General features: G+C 64.2%; 13 protein-coding genes and 1 pseudogene. 3 read left to right on the top strand and 11 right to left on the bottom strand.

Translation table 11 applies throughout. The features are described 5' to 3' along the window. A pseudogene (locus Q0W88_RS08245) lies at nucleotides 1-809 on the bottom strand (indolepyruvate ferredoxin oxidoreductase family protein); the annotation flags it as partial. Nucleotides 810-938: 129 nt separating this feature from the next. Between Q0W88_RS08245 and Q0W88_RS08240 the strand changes: the two are divergent. After that, complete coding sequence (locus tag Q0W88_RS08240; protein ID WP_297802021.1) at nucleotides 939-1,559, top strand: hypothetical protein; 621 nt, start codon at nucleotides 939-941, stop codon at nucleotides 1,557-1,559. Between the two features lie 66 nt (nucleotides 1,560-1,625). Here Q0W88_RS08240 and Q0W88_RS08235 read toward each other — a convergent pair whose 3' ends face one another. The 9 genes from Q0W88_RS08235 to Q0W88_RS08195 form a co-directional block, all read right to left on the bottom strand. After that, nucleotides 1,626-4,076: a TonB-dependent receptor gene (locus tag Q0W88_RS08235; protein WP_297802019.1), complete on the bottom strand. Its 2,451-nt coding sequence runs from the start codon at nucleotides 4,074-4,076 to the stop codon at nucleotides 1,626-1,628. A 59-nt stretch (nucleotides 4,077-4,135) separates the two neighbouring features. Next, the gene (locus tag Q0W88_RS08230) at nucleotides 4,136-5,650 is read right to left on the bottom strand and encodes a parallel beta-helix domain-containing protein (RefSeq protein ID WP_297802017.1); all 1,515 of its coding nucleotides are present in this window, start codon (nucleotides 5,648-5,650) and stop codon (nucleotides 4,136-4,138) included. Between the two features lie 31 nt (nucleotides 5,651-5,681). Then, complete coding sequence (locus Q0W88_RS08225; protein WP_297802015.1) at nucleotides 5,682-6,845, bottom strand: cytochrome c peroxidase; 1,164 nt, start codon at nucleotides 6,843-6,845, stop codon at nucleotides 5,682-5,684. A gap of 1 nt (nucleotide 6,846) precedes the next feature. Next, complete coding sequence (locus Q0W88_RS08220) at nucleotides 6,847-7,488, bottom strand: c-type cytochrome (RefSeq protein WP_297802013.1); 642 nt, start codon at nucleotides 7,486-7,488, stop codon at nucleotides 6,847-6,849. 102 nt (nucleotides 7,489-7,590) lie between these two features. Continuing rightward, nucleotides 7,591-8,262 (bottom strand): hypothetical protein, encoded by a 672-nt coding sequence (locus tag Q0W88_RS08215; RefSeq protein ID WP_297802011.1) that lies wholly within the window; start codon nucleotides 8,260-8,262, stop codon nucleotides 7,591-7,593. Beyond that, nucleotides 8,249-8,896: a DUF2238 domain-containing protein gene (locus Q0W88_RS08210; protein WP_297802009.1), complete on the bottom strand. Its 648-nt coding sequence runs from the start codon at nucleotides 8,894-8,896 to the stop codon at nucleotides 8,249-8,251. The genes Q0W88_RS08215 and Q0W88_RS08210 overlap by 14 nt, the downstream gene beginning before the upstream one ends. Beyond that, nucleotides 8,889-9,500, bottom strand: a complete 612-nt coding sequence (locus tag Q0W88_RS08205) for a hypothetical protein (RefSeq protein WP_297802007.1) — start codon at nucleotides 9,498-9,500, stop codon at nucleotides 8,889-8,891. Before Q0W88_RS08205 ends, Q0W88_RS08210 begins: the two co-directional genes overlap by 8 nt. Before the next feature lie 13 nt (nucleotides 9,501-9,513). Further along, entirely contained in the window at nucleotides 9,514-9,771 is a 258-nt protein-coding gene (locus Q0W88_RS08200) for a GIY-YIG nuclease family protein (protein WP_297802005.1), read from the bottom strand. Between the two features lie 3 nt (nucleotides 9,772-9,774). Beyond that, a complete protein-coding gene (locus Q0W88_RS08195; protein WP_297802003.1) occupies nucleotides 9,775-10,419 on the bottom strand; it encodes a putative 2OG-Fe(II) oxygenase in 645 nt (214 codons plus the stop codon). A gap of 25 nt (nucleotides 10,420-10,444) precedes the next feature. Between Q0W88_RS08195 and ggt the strand changes: the two genes are divergently transcribed. Both ggt and Q0W88_RS08185 read left to right on the top strand, forming a co-directional pair. Beyond that, entirely contained in the window at nucleotides 10,445-12,148 is a 1,704-nt protein-coding gene (gene ggt, locus Q0W88_RS08190) for a gamma-glutamyltransferase (protein ID WP_297802023.1), read from the top strand. A gap of 3 nt (nucleotides 12,149-12,151) precedes the next feature. Beyond that, on the top strand, nucleotides 12,152-12,853 hold the full coding sequence (locus Q0W88_RS08185; RefSeq protein WP_297802001.1) for a 2OG-Fe(II) oxygenase family protein: 702 nt from the start codon (nucleotides 12,152-12,154) through the stop codon (nucleotides 12,851-12,853). Nucleotides 12,854-12,868: 15 nt separating this feature from the next. On the opposite strand, the gene Q0W88_RS08180 is transcribed toward Q0W88_RS08185, so the two are convergent. Beyond that, nucleotides 12,869-13,609: GH32 C-terminal domain-containing protein (locus Q0W88_RS08180; protein ID WP_297801999.1), on the bottom strand; the 741-nt coding region annotated here is incomplete at its 5' end.

Raw genomic sequence — 13,609 nt, 5'->3', positions numbered from 1 at the left:
GCAAAGGCCTGCGCCGCGGCCACGGCGTATTGGTGCAGGCGCATTTCCTGATCCAGCGGCGGATCCGGCCAGCGGATGTTCAGGCCGCCGGCGGGCAGCGCGAAGTCGTCGGGAATGATGATGTCGAGCTGGTGCGGATCGACATTGACCGAAGCCGAGGACTCCACGGTTTCGGCGATGGTCTTGAAACCGACCCAGCGTCCGGTGAAGCGGCTCATGGCCCAGCCGAGCAGACCCATGTCGAGAATGTCCTGCACGCCGGCCGGATTCAGCACCGGCATCATCGCCGACACGAACTCCAGTTCCGAACCGTGCGGCAGGGTCGAGCTGCGGCAGGCATGGTCGTCGGCGGCCAGCGCCAGCACGCCGCCCAGCGGCGAGGTGCCGGCGGCATTGCCGTGCTTGAACACGTCACCGCAGCGGTCCACGCCCGGGCCCTTGCCGTACCACATGGAAAACACGCCGTCGTACTTGGCGCCTTCAAACAAATTAGTTTGCTGCGTGCCCCAGACCATGGTCGCGCCCAGGTCCTCGTTCAAGCCGGGCGTGAACACGATGTTGGAATCGGCCAGATGCTTTTTCGCTTTCCACAGTTCCAGATCGAAGCCGCCCAGCGGCGAGCCGCGGTAGCCGGAGATGAAGCCGGCGCTGTTGACCCCGGCGGCGCGGTCGCGCATCTGCTGCATCAGCGGCAGGCGCACCAACGCCTGCACGCCGGACAGGTAAATGCGGCCCTGCTGGCGGCTGTATTTGTGGTCGAGGGTATAGTCCCGGTCGATGCCGGGAGAGAGCGGGGAGGTCGAAGACATGGCCGAGCCGGTGAGTAAAGACTCTAAATTATAACAGGACGGCCCGCCGGGCTTGTGTCCCCGGGGCCGACGCCGGCAGCGGGCTTGGCGCTATAATGGGCCGAATCCCCCATGAATCAGGAACTTCCCATGCGTCTCCCCGGCATTCTGCTCTTGGCTTCGGCCCTGACCCTGGCCGCCTGCGCCTCCTCCGGCCCGACCAAAGGCACCCAGCTGCAATCGAGCTGGTCCGATCCCTCGGTGACCCTGACGCCCGGCAAGAAAGTGCTGGTGGTGTTCCAGGACAAGGACGCCGCCAAACGCCGCGAAGTGGAAACCGAAATGGCCGCGCTGGTGCCCGGCGCGGTGCTGGGTGTGGACGTCTTGCCCGAGCGCGAAATGCTGACCGACTCGGAAGCGACCCGTTTCCAGCTCAAGCGCAACGCCATCGATTATGTGCTGGTGCTGCACTTCGACGGCCTGACCCCGCAGCTGGATTACAAAGCCGCCGGCGTCTACCGCCAGCAGGCCGATACCGGCCTGTACGGCTACTGGGACAACGGCTGGAAAGCCGCCTATGAAGGCGAGTCGATCACCAAGACCAACAAGGTGATCGCCCAGGCCGACACCCGCGTGTTCGACGTCGCCACCGCCAAGCTGGTGTGGTCTTCGAAGAGCCAGAGCTTCAATCCGCAGAGCAGTCAGGCGGCCATCCGCGAAATCCTGAAGGCCAATGCCGATGGACTGCGCAAGAGCGGCCTGATCCGCTGATCGGCGCATTCCATTGTGTGACAAAAAACCCCGCCGAAGCGGGGTTTTTCGTCAGTGCATGGTGGCTCAGAATTTGACGCGGAATTCGACCCCGTACTGGCGCGGCTCGCTCAGCGTGGTGTGCGTGGTGCCGAACACATCGCGGGTCAGTCCGCCGACGCCGCCGATGTACTGGTTGTCGAACAGGTTCTTCACGTACACCCCGGCCGACCAACGGTCTTCCGGCGCACTCCATTGCAGGCGGGCATCGGTCTTGTTCTGGTCTTCGCCGACGGTGAAGTTCGGGCTGACCTGGCAGGTGCCCTGGCTCTGCGAGGCCGAGTTGCAGCGGCTGCCGTCCCGGTAGGAGTGCATCAGGCTGAGCTCCAGTTTCGAGGCATCGCCGAAATTCCAGACGTAACGGCCGCCGGCCGCGAACGACCAGACCGGCAGACCGGTCGGCTGGCCGGACAGATCATCGCCGTCGGAGGTGATGTATTTCTTGTAGGTCTGGTCGATGTACTGGCTGCTGAACATCAGGCCGAGGCCGTCGGTGGCCTGCCAGAGCACCTGCAGGTCCCAGCCCAGGGCTTCCTCGTCGCTGCTGTCGACCAGGTACTGCGGAACGCCGGTGGAATTGTTGGTGTCGAGCCGGATCGACTGCTTGTCGTTGTACACGTAATGGAACACCGATGTGTTCACGCTCAGGCCCAGATCGTCCCAGGAGCCCTTCATGCCGATTTCCAGATTGTCGACGTCTTCGTTCTCGAACTGCGAATTGATCTCGACGCTGTTGAAGCCGCCTGCCTTGTAGCCGTTGGTGTACGAGCCCCAGAGCATGACCTCGTCATTCAGGCGGTAATCGACCACCAGGCGCGGGCTGATGTCGCTCCAGCTTTTTTTCTTGGTGATCTTCTGGCCTTCCACGCCCGGGAAGGCGGCGTAGTTGAAGATCACGTCGCTGGTGTACAGGTATTTCAGCTGCGGATCGATCGTGTCGAGCTGGGCGTAGAACAGTTGCAGGAAGTTGCCGGCCAGCGGCGAGGCCAGGAAGGCCAGGGTCTGGTCCAGACCCGGTGCTTCGCGCGGCCCATTGAACCAGCTGAAGGTCTTCTCGTCGCGGGTATAGCGCAGGCCGAAGGTCAGGTTCAGGCGGTCATTGACGTGCCAGATGGCATCGCCGAACACCGCGGCCGCCCTGAAGTCGCCGGTGTTGTGCATGGGTTCCGACCAGGTCTCGCCCAGCACCGAGGCCGGCACGCCGTAGCCGATCAAAGTCTGCTCCAGCACCGTGAACAGCGGGAAGCCGATCAGGTTGTAGTACAGGGTATCGATCGAGTCGGTATAGGCGTTGACATAGCTCGACTGCTTGGCGTTCTCCGAATACCAGCTGGCGCCGGCCACCCAATCGACGGCACCGGTGACGCCGTTGAATTTGATTTCCTGGTAATAGCTGCTGTTGTCCTCGACGTTGGCGGTATCCAGATACAGATTGATGCGGTTGGTGCCGTCTTCGTCTTCGCGGTTGACCGTGTCGAAACCGCGGAAGGCCGCGCTGTAGGTCATGCTGGCCCATTCGAAACCGTGGTACAGCTGCAGGGTGACGCCATTGAACACGCGCGATTCGCTGTTGCCGACCACGTCGTTGTAGACCGGTGCGGTGAACGGGTCGAGATAGGTGTCCGGATCGGCCGGATAGGGCGCCGGATACGGATACGGGTTCAGCGGCACGATGCCGATGACCGGCCGTGCCAGCTGGTCCACTTCTTCGTGGTCCCAGCTCAGATCAAGCACGGTGCCGTTGCCGAAGCTGGTGCGCCAGGCAATCTTTGTCGCCCAGTTGCTTTCATTGTTCAGCATTTTTCCGGTGGCATCGTCCTTCAGCCAGCCATCGCTTTCGTTGGAAGCGAAGCTGACCCGCAGCGCGCTGCTGTCGGTGACCGGCAGGTTGTACAGGCCGTAAAGACCGAGCAGTCCGTCGCTGCCGACGCGGATGCTGGCCTGGCCTTCCGATTCCTTGCCCGGCTTGCGGGTGATGATGGACACCGCGCCGGCGGCGGTGTTGCGGCCGAACAGGGTGCCCTGCGGGCCTTTCAGCACTTCGATGCGCTCGATGTCGTTGAACGCCAGCATGGCGCCGCCGGAACGGGCGGCGTACACGCCGTCGATGTAGACGCCGGCCGCCGAATCGGTGCCGACGCCGAAGTCGCCGGTGCTGATGCCGCGGATGGCATAGCGCGGCTGGGTGATGCTGCTGCTGGACATTTCCAGGCCGGGAATGAAGCCGTCCAGATCGCCGAGATTGGTGGCCGCCAGCTGATCGATGACATCGGCGTCGATGACGGTGACCGCGATCGGCACGTCCTTGAGCTCCTGTTCGCGGCCCTGCGCGGTCACCACGACCTTGTCGAGGACGCCGGCCTCATCGGCGGGCGGTGCGGCGGCGTCCTGCGCGCTGGCGCCGGTGGCGGCGAATGCCAGCAGTAGCGACAGGTACAGCGGGTTCCGGTGTGGCATGCGGTTTTTGCTAACGGCCATGTGTGCTCTCCCTTGATGGTTTTATTATTGACGGTGTGATTAAGGTTGTTGGCGCGGGGTCAGTTCTTCACTTCCAGCATGTATTTGGCGACCGCCAGCCGGTGTTCCGGACTCAGGTGGCTCTGCGGCGGCATGGCCGGGAAATCTTCGCGCTTCTTGACCGGGTTGGCGATGTAATCGGCAATGCCCTGCGGGTTGTCGGCGTACATCACCTGCAGGATCTGGGTCGGTGGACCGATCATGCGCGCGTTGTAGGCGTGGCAGCCGGCGCAGACCGCCGAATACAGGCGCTTGCCGGCTTCGGCCTGTTCGGCCGGACCGTTGGCACGCGGCGGAACGGGCGTGGCCAGCAGGTAGCTGACGGTTTCCATGCTGGTGGTCTTCGTGCAGTCGCCCCAGCTGCCCAGATTCAGGGTTTTCACCGCGCCGCGGTTGACGATGCAGTTTTCACGACCGTCGCCGACCGCGACCACATCCGGGCCCTTACGGGTCAGGTTCAGCGCCATCAGCGCCTTGACGTCGGAAATCGGATCGTAGCCGTTGTTGGCGAACAGGTTGCGGTAGATCGAGACCCGGTCCGGACTGGGGTCGGCTTCCGGATCGATGGTGATGTTGGCGAAGGATTTGTGGTCGGCCACGATGATGCCGGCGTTCTTGTTGTCGCGGATCACGTTGTTCTCGATCTGCACGTCATCGGCCGCCATCACGATGATGCCGGTGCCACTGGGCACGCCGGACACGATCGAGCCGGGCGCGCCGAAGTTCTTGTGGTTGTTGCCGACCACGAAGTTGTCGCGGATGATCACGTCGAAAGTGGTCTTGATCGGCAGGCCCGGGGTGATGAAGGTCAGGATGCCGCCGGCATTGTCGTACACCATGTTGTTCTCGACGATGGCATGCCGGCTGTTTTCGATCTCGATGCCGGCCACGCTGGCGTAGACTTCATTGTGCGAGACCTGGATGTTGTCGGACATGCCGACGTAGATGGCGGCGTCCTCGATGCCGGTGACCACGTTGTATTCGATCAGGCCGTTCTTGGCGAATTCCGGGAAGATGCCGTACACGCCGGTGTCCACGATCCAGTTGTGCCGGATCACGAAATTGTTGCCGGACTGGCCCATGATGGCATTGCCCTTGAAGTGGATGATCTTCATGTTCTCGATGCGGATGCCGTTGCCGGAATACAGGATGGCGTCGTTGAGCTTGCGCTCGCCGTCCATCACCGGCCAGTCGCCGTCCTTGATCACGCCGACGATGGCGATGTTGTCCTTGTCGATGAACACGGTTTCCCGGTAGGTGCCGGGCATCACCTGGATGGTGTCGCCGGGCTTGGCCTTGCCGACCGCGGCCTGGATCGACTCGCCGTCCTTGACTACCAGCACGGCGCCCGTCTGGGCTGCGGTGCGCAGTGCCGCACCGCCGTCATTGCTGGCGCGTCCGGCGGCCGCGCTCAGGCTGCTTTCCGAGCTCGCGGCGGCCGCCGGCGTGCCGTCGGCGGCGAACTGACGCGCGCCGAAATAACCGAGACCGGCGGATGCGGCCAGCGCGCCGAGGGCCAATAGGATTTTTTTCATGGGATGCTCCCGCGGGGAAAAGTGGATGGAATCATTTGGCGTGTTCCGCCGGTGGTGCGCCCGAAGACGGCAGGCGCGTGGGCCGTTCCGGACGGAACGACTGGTCGGTCAGCGCACCGAGGAAATCGACCACGCGGTCGACCTCGCGCGCGCTCAGTTTCGGTTCCCAGATGTGCCAGTGCAGGGTCAGCTTCTCGCCGGGCGGCACGGCGTGGCCGCGCCCCTGGGTGTAGAACTGCACGGTGCTGCGCAGATCGGCAAAGCCGCCGCTGTGACTGTAGGGCGCGGTCAGGGCGATGTTGCGCAGGCTCGGCACCTTGAATCCGCCGCGCAGGGTCGGCTCGCCGCTGACCGGACCGGCACCGGCATCGAAAGCCAGGCCTTTGGGTTCCGGCATGCCGATGACCGCGATTTGCTGGTTGGTGAACAGCGGCGGCGTATGGCATTCGGCGCAGCGCGCCACGAACGAGCGGAACACGTTCATGCCTTCGATCTCGCGCGGCGTGAGCGCATCGTGCAGGCCCTGGGCGTAGAGATCATAGCGGCTGTTGAGCGAAATCAGACTGGACTCGAAGGCGGCCAGGGCGGTGTAGATCTGCGCCGCCTGGATGCCGCCGGCTTGGCCCGGGAAGGCCTCGGCGAACAGGCGCCGGTAGGCGGGCAGTGCGTTCATGCGCCGCAGCAGACCCTCGCGGGTATTGCCCATTTCACGCGCATCGTACAGCGGCCCTTGCATCTGTTCTTCCAGCGAACGCGCGCGGCCGTCCCAGAAAAACCGGCCGAGCAGGCCGACATTCCACAGGCTGGGCGCGGCCCGTTGCAGCGGTTTGCCATCGATGCCGCGGCTGCGCGGCAGGCCGTCGGAAAAGCCCTTTTCGGGCTGATGGCAGCTGGCGCAGGCCATGCGGCCGTTGCCGGACAGCACGGGATCAAAGAACAGGTAACGGCCCAGATCGATCTGCTGCGGACGGAAGCCGTCGCGGAATTTCGGCAGTCCGGTTTTCAGGCCGCCGACGCCGGCATTCTGCAGGGAGGCATATTGCCGGTAGGGCGTGACCAGACGGCAGACGCCGGCGTCCAGCGCGAAGCTGGGCGGGCAATGCGTGGCCAGGCGGATCGGCGCAGGGCTTTCAGCGGCATTGCCGGATGAAACCAGCAGGAGCGCGAAAACGAGGCCGGTCAGCACCTGCGGCATATCAGGGCTTCAAGGTCTGGATGTAGGCGATGACATCGCGCTCGGCGTCATCGTTCGGCAGCATCTTGCTGATTGCCGCCATCTGTTTGCCCATTTTGTCGGCCGGATGCGTGCCGCGCACCCCGCTGCGGAAATTGCGCAGTTGACGGGCCAGGTAGACCGGATCGGTGCCGGCCAGACGCGGCGCGCCCAGCGCAGGATTGCCTTTGCCGCTGGCATTGTGGCAGGCGCTGCACAGGGCATTGAACTGGGTTTTGCCGTTGCCCATGTTGGCGGCGGTTTTCGGCGCCGGCGGCGGGGTGGTCCGTGCCAGCCCGGCCACAAACATCGCCACGGCCTGACGGTCGGCCGGTGTTTTCAGGGTAGCGGCGGCGGCCTTCATCTGCGCGCCATAGGTGTCGGATTTGTGCGCGCCGCGCCGGCCGGCACTGAAATCCTCCAGCTGTTTGGCCACATAGCCGGCATCCAGGCCGGCGATATTCGGAGCGCCGAGCGCACGGTTGCCGCCGCCATTGGGGGCATGACAGGCGCTGCACGGCGCATACAGGGCTTTTCCGTTTGCGGCCGCGCTAAACGAAGGCAGGACGGCTGTCAGGATGACAAGCAACAAAAGACGGATCGGCACGGCGGAAGGCAATGACATCGGATGGTGTTCACGTTGTTGTTGTGATTATGGTGCAGCTCTCTCTGCCATCACCGTAGGCGATTCGGCGCATTAAATCAAGATGCCCGCCGCGCGCAGGGCTTACATCGGCTGCCAGGGATTCGGCCAGGTCATCGGCTGCACGATCTGCAGGGCGAAGTTGTACAGGAAGCTGCCGATACTGAAGCGTTCGGCGCCGCGCACCAGGAACACTTCCGCGTTCAGCGCCAGAATGATCAGCACCGAGACCGTGTACACCACGCCCAGCATGCGCGCTTCGGCGGCATCGAACACATCGCGGGCGCGCTTGATCAGATGGATCGGTGCGATGAACAGCAGCAGCCACCACAACGGCGTGGCCAGTACCGCCATCGACTGGCTGACCAGCGGATGGAACATCGAGATGCCGGAAATCATTTCCGACAGCCCGGCGCTCATCGCCTGCGACAGGGTGAAGTACAGCCAGATGTTGGACACCGCGAACCACCAGCGCGAGGAGGTGAACCAGTGATGGCTGGGGCGCGACAGCTGCTGGCACAGCAGCAGGCCGCAGATGGCCGCGATGCCGAACAGCACGCCCAGCACCAGCGGACCTTCGACCTGTGCGAACTCGACCCGGAAATCGGCGCCGCCGCGGTTGTTGAGCGCATGCAGGGCGATGGAAAAACTGCCGGAGAAGAACAGCGCGGTCAGCGCCAGGCCGGCCACGTTCAAACGGTTCTGGATGACCGCGATGTCCAGGTTTTTATCGATCAACAGATCATTGAAGGCCATGCGGATCTCCCGAAGCGTTGGCCAGCGTGCGCAGCTGGCGGTTGTGCCGGCGACGCAATACCACCAGTGCGGTGATGGCGCCGATCAAGGCGAAGAACATATCGGACTGCGTATCCCAGACATCGCCCTGGGTGCCGAGGAATTCATCGGCGCCTTGGCCCATGGCCAGCGCCGCGGCCCATTCGAGCAATTCGTACAGGGCACTGACCGTCATCACCACGCACACCGACAGAACGGACAGCCAGAGGTTGCCGTTGACCACGCGCAGGCGGATGAACAACTCGCGTGCCGCCAGTGCCGGCACGAAACCCTGCATGAAGTGGCCGAGTTTGTCATACGGATTGCGCGCCAGATCGAACCAGTCCTGAACCGCGAATCCGGCCGGCACCCGGGCATAGGTGTAGGCGCCGCCGACGATCAGCACCGCGCAGTGCAGGAAAACCAGGGCGTAGAGAAGCGGCGTGAGCGGAAAGCGGCGGCGCGTGGCCCACAGCAAGGGCAGCACGATCATGGCCGGCAGGGTTTCCATGATCCAGGTGGCGCGGTCAAAGGGCTGGATGCCGGACCACAGCAACAGCGCCAGCACCAGCACTGTGCCGGCGAGGAGTAACCGGTGTGTTGCCGCTTCAGCCATGCGCGGCGTTTGCCCGGCGCCAACGCGCTTCCAGCACCGGAATGGTGAACAGATAGCAGCCGATCACGATCAGCGGCACCACTACGTATTGCGCATCCGGCCAAACAAACCACGAGGCGCAGATGAGCACGGTACGCACGCCGGCATGCCACCAGCCGATCGGATGCTGCACAATCCAGGAAAACGGAATCCACATCAGCCCGGCGAGAATGCCGACGCCCATCGGCGCGGCGCGCGGCTCGAGGATGGCCAGCGGAATCACGATGGCATACACCAGCACGGCCTGAGCCATGCCGTGGAAGAACAGGGCCTGGAAATCATTCTTCGGTCGGGTCTTGTCGAGGAAATCCTCGCCGGTGAGTTTCGACAGCGCCATGCCGACATAGGCGATGCAGCCGGTGCCGATGAACAGGGCCAGCATGGCCTGCGGCAACGGCAGCAGCCAGCCGGGAATCAGCAGCAGGGTCCACACCAGCAGGCCGGCCAGGGGCATGGCCAGAAACCGGTTGCGTTTGAATTCGGCGCGTTGCTTATCGAGGGTGCGGACGGCGGTGTCGGTCATCGGGCGGCGGTCGGTGCGGGCGTGATTCGGAGTGTACTGCACATCCGTGCCGGTTTCACGGACTGAAAAACGCCGGCTTGCGGGCGCGCGGCAGTTTTTTCAGGGCCGCCTCGGCTTTGGAGGCACTGGAGCGGTCCGGATACGCGCGCGCGGCCAACAGGCGGATCGGCGGGTGCGCGCGTGTATAGCGGGCGCCGGTGCCGGCCGCGTGCTCGGCGTAGCGCCGGTCCAGATCGGTGGTGATGCCGGCATACAGGCTGGTGCCGCCGGCGCTGCGGCATTCCAGCAGATACAGATGCCAGGCCGCGCTCATGACTCAGCGGAAATGCATCGCGCAGTTCATGGCCACGGTGATGCGCTCGCCCTCGCCGTAAAACGGCATAACCTGATGCTGCACCCAGGACGGGAAGATCACCAGCATGCCCGGCTGCAGGTCGAAGGCGTGGTTGCCGAGCTGGAACGGCGAAATCTGCTGGGCGTTTCCGGCATCCAGATACATCTGCGCCAGCGGGTTGATGAAGCTGAGCCGGCCCGAATCGGGCTGATCGGCATCGTGTTCGCCGGCGCTGACGCAGTACACCGCCGACCAGGAGGCCATCGGATGGTTGTGCACGCCGAAGAAACCGCCGCGGCGGGTGACATGGAACCAGGCATCGGTGACGATCTGCAGGCGCGCCATGCGCGCCGCATCGTAGCGGTTGAGCTCGGCCACGGTCTGCGCGATGCGCGACAGGCAGAATTCGCGCAGCTCGGCGATGCAGGCTTCCGGCCAGCTGAACAGGTCGAAATTGCTTTCGAACAGCTCCTTGTTGCGCGGCGTGTACGGATTGGGATTGGCGAAGCGCGGGCCCTGGGCTTCGCGGCGCAGGAACAATTCGCGCAGGGCCTGATTTAAACTGGCACAATCATCCAATCGGTCGAAGGCGAACGGAACGCTGAAAATCGGATTGATCTGGGCCATGGCCACCACCGGAGTTGTTATGACATTGTGCCAAAAATCACTTGTACTGGGGATGTTCGTCGCGGCACTGGCCGTGCCGGCCGCCGCCGGCGACCGCATCGCCTCGAAATCCTTCGCCACCCGCTCGGAAGTGTACGCGCCGCACGCGATGGCCGCCACTTCGCACCCGCTGGCCACCCAGATCGCGCTGGACGTGATGAAACAGGGCGGCAGCGCGGTCGATGCCGCCATCGCCGCCAATGCCGCGCTCGGCCTGATGGAGCCGACCGGCAACGGTGTCGGCGGCGATCTGTTCGCCATCGTCTGGGATCCGAAAACCAAACAGCTCTACGGCTACAACGGCTCCGGGCGCTCGCCCGGCAAACTCACGCTGGAATGGTTCCAGGCCAAGGGCTATAAAGACATTCCGAGTTACGGCCCGTTGCCGGTGACCGTGCCGGGCACCGTGCGCGGCTGGTCCGATCTGCATGCCCGGTTCGGCAAGCAGCCGCTGGCGCAGGATCTGGCGCCGGCCATCCGCTACGCGCGTGAGGGCCACCCGGTGGCCGAAACCATCGCCTATTACTGGAACATCGCCGTGCCGCGCCTCGGCCAATACCCCGGCTTCACCGAGCAGTTCACCGTTAACGGCAAAGCGCCGGTGAAAGGCCAGGTCTGGAAAAATCCGAATCTGGCCAACACCCTGCAGGCCATTGCTGACGGCGGCGCCGATGCGTTCTATAAAGGCCCGATCGCCAAAACCATCGCCGATTACATCCAAGGCCAAGGCGGCTTCCTGTCGGTCGAGGATCTGGCCAATCACCGCGGCGAGTGGGTCGAGCCGATTTCCACCACCTACCGCGGCGTGCGCGTGTGGGAGCTGCCGCCGAACGGGCAGGGTCTGGCCGCGCTGCAGATGCTCAATATCCTCGAGCTCACCGATTTCTCCAAGATCGCCTTCGGCTCGCCGGAACACATCCATGCGTTCGTGGAAGCCAAGAAGCTGGCCTTCGCCGACCGCGCCGCGCTGTATGCCGATCCGGACTTCGCGAAAACCCCGCTGACCCGGCTGCTGTCGAAGGACTACGCCCGCGAGCGTGCGCGCCTGATCGATCCGGCCAAGGCGATGAAGGCCGTGGATGCCGGCGCCAAACTGCAGCACGGCGACACCATCTACATGACCACCGCCGATGCCGACGGCATGATGGTCAGTCTGATCCAGTCCAATTACCGCGGCATGGGTTCGGGCATGGCGCCGCCCGGGCTGGGCTTCATCCTGCAGGACCGCGGCGAGCAGTTCGTGCTCAAGCCCGGCCACGCCAACAGTTTCGCGCCCAACAAGCGTCCGTTCCACACCATCATTCCGGCCTTCATCACCAAGAACGACCGGCCCTGGATCAGCTTCGGACTGATGGGCGGCGCCATGCAGCCGCAGGGCCATGTGCAGATCGTGATGAATCTGGTCGACTTCGGCATGAACCTGCAGGAAGCCGGTGATGCGCCGCGCATCCAGCACGACGGCTCGACCGAACCGGCCGGCCAGAACACGCCGATGAGCGACGGCGGAACCGTCAATCTGGAATCGCAGTTCCCGTACGCCAGCGTGCAGGCGCTGATGCGCAAGGGCCATCGCATCGAATACGCCGACGGTCCTTACGGCGGCTACCAGGCCATCGCCCGCGATCCGGAAACCGGCATGTACATCGGCGCCAGCGAAAGCCGCAAAGACGGGCAGGCTGCCGGGTACTGAGCCATGATCAACAACGCCATCGATCTGAACCGCTACCGGCAGCGGCTGGTGCAGCACACACGCGTGCAGATTCCCGATTTCCTGCAGCCCGATGCCGCCGAAGCCCTGCATGCCTGTCTGCGTGACGACATCCCCTTCGCCCTGGCCGAGCGCTCCGACGGCGTGTCGCATACCCTGGATGCCGCAAGCTATGCGGCCATGGATGAGTCTGCCCGACAGGCCTTGCTGCACAAGGCGTATGTGCGTGCCAAATCCGAATTCCAGTTTTCCTACGACAGCTACATGATCGTACGCGCGATGAAAGAGGGCTGGACGCCGAACCTGCTGCACGCCGTGCTGGAGTTCCTGAACGCGCCCGAGTTCCTGATGTTCGCGCGCCGGCTGAGCGGCGAGCCGACCATCAGCCGGGTCAGCGCGCAGGGCACGCGTTACCGCCCCGGCCAGTTCCTGACCCGGCACCAGGACCGCGAGGACAGCGAGAACCGGGTGTGCGCATTCGTTATCAACCTGAGCAAAAACTGGGACAGCGACTGGGGCGGCCTGCTGCAGTTCCACGATGATGCCGATCGCTTGGTGGAGACCTTCGTGCCGTACTGGAATACGCTGTCGCTGTTCCGCGTGCCGCAGTCGCACACGGTCAGTCTGGTGACGCCCTGGGCCGGGGCCGACCGGCTGGCGATTACCGGCTGGTTTCTGGCCGGCTAAGTCCGCTTACTGCATTTATTTCCAGATGGATGCGACGGCGTCGATGCGCAGATACGACAGGCGCGTGCCGGCCGCGGAACGGATGCGCAGGATGCTGTACGGCAGGCGCGGGAATACCTGGTTGGTCATCGAATACGCGCCGTCATTGAGCAGGATTTCGACCGAACCGCGGTCGACCAGCAGCCGCACGTCGCGCACCGGCTCGCCGTCCATGTCCATGGCCTGCGGTTTGGCGGCGAAGGCCGGACTGAACGCGGTTTGCCCGGAGCGGCTGCGGTCGGTCCACCACCGGCCGTCCTTCTGCATCATCCGGAACACCTCGCCGTCGGCGTTGGCCAGCTCGATCTCCAGATCGCGGGCTTCGGCGGCATTGAAGCGGATATCGGCGCGGCCCAGATCCAGACCGCCGCGTTCGAACGGCAGCGCCGGTTTCACGGCGCGGTACTGCAGCGAATCCATGCCGTCGAAATCGGCGGCGATGCGCTGATGCACCCGGTAGCCGCCGGCATGCGGCACCAGACGCAGTTCACGCGGCAGGGTCATGGCGCTGCGCCAGGGCGAGGTCGGGGTTTTCTGGGCGTATTGCCAGTTGCTCATCCAGGCCAGCAACAGCGGTTTGCCGCCCGGCGCATCGGCGAAGCTCACCCCGGCGTAGAAATCGGTGCCGGCATCCAGCCAGCGCGCCGGCTGCGTGGCGGTGAATTGACGGCCGTCGAAATCACCGACGAAATAGCGCGTGCCGGAACCGCCGTTCGG

Origin of the sequence: Arenimonas sp. GDDSR-1, from assembly GCF_025980345.1 — a bacterium.
In the GTDB taxonomy this organism is placed as follows: Bacteria; Pseudomonadota; Gammaproteobacteria; order Xanthomonadales; family Xanthomonadaceae; genus Arenimonas.
This window is presented reverse-complemented; position numbering and strand designations above follow the sequence as displayed.

What these genes read in the sequence shown, in the direction of transcription:
- Q0W88_RS08240 (WP_297802021.1), top strand. Translation starts at nt 939, where the DNA reads ATGCGTCTCCCCGGCATTCTGCTCTTGGCTTCGGCCCTGACCCTGGCC.
- Q0W88_RS08235 (WP_297802019.1), bottom strand. Translation starts at nt 4,076, where the DNA reads ATGGCCGTTAGCAAAAACCGCATGCCACACCGGAACCCGCTGTACCTG.
- Q0W88_RS08230 (WP_297802017.1), bottom strand. Translation starts at nt 5,650, where the DNA reads ATGAAAAAAATCCTATTGGCCCTCGGCGCGCTGGCCGCATCCGCCGGT.
- Q0W88_RS08225 (WP_297802015.1), bottom strand. Translation starts at nt 6,845, where the DNA reads ATGCCGCAGGTGCTGACCGGCCTCGTTTTCGCGCTCCTGCTGGTTTCA.
- Q0W88_RS08220 (WP_297802013.1), bottom strand. Translation starts at nt 7,488, where the DNA reads ATGTCATTGCCTTCCGCCGTGCCGATCCGTCTTTTGTTGCTTGTCATC.
- Q0W88_RS08215 (WP_297802011.1), bottom strand. Translation starts at nt 8,262, where the DNA reads ATGGCCTTCAATGATCTGTTGATCGATAAAAACCTGGACATCGCGGTC.
- Q0W88_RS08210 (WP_297802009.1), bottom strand. Translation starts at nt 8,896, where the DNA reads ATGGCTGAAGCGGCAACACACCGGTTACTCCTCGCCGGCACAGTGCTG.
- Q0W88_RS08200 (WP_297802005.1), bottom strand. Translation starts at nt 9,771, where the DNA reads ATGAGCGCGGCCTGGCATCTGTATCTGCTGGAATGCCGCAGCGCCGGC.
- Q0W88_RS08195 (WP_297802003.1), bottom strand. Translation starts at nt 10,419, where the DNA reads ATGGCCCAGATCAATCCGATTTTCAGCGTTCCGTTCGCCTTCGACCGA.
- Q0W88_RS08185 (WP_297802001.1), top strand. Translation starts at nt 12,152, where the DNA reads ATGATCAACAACGCCATCGATCTGAACCGCTACCGGCAGCGGCTGGTG.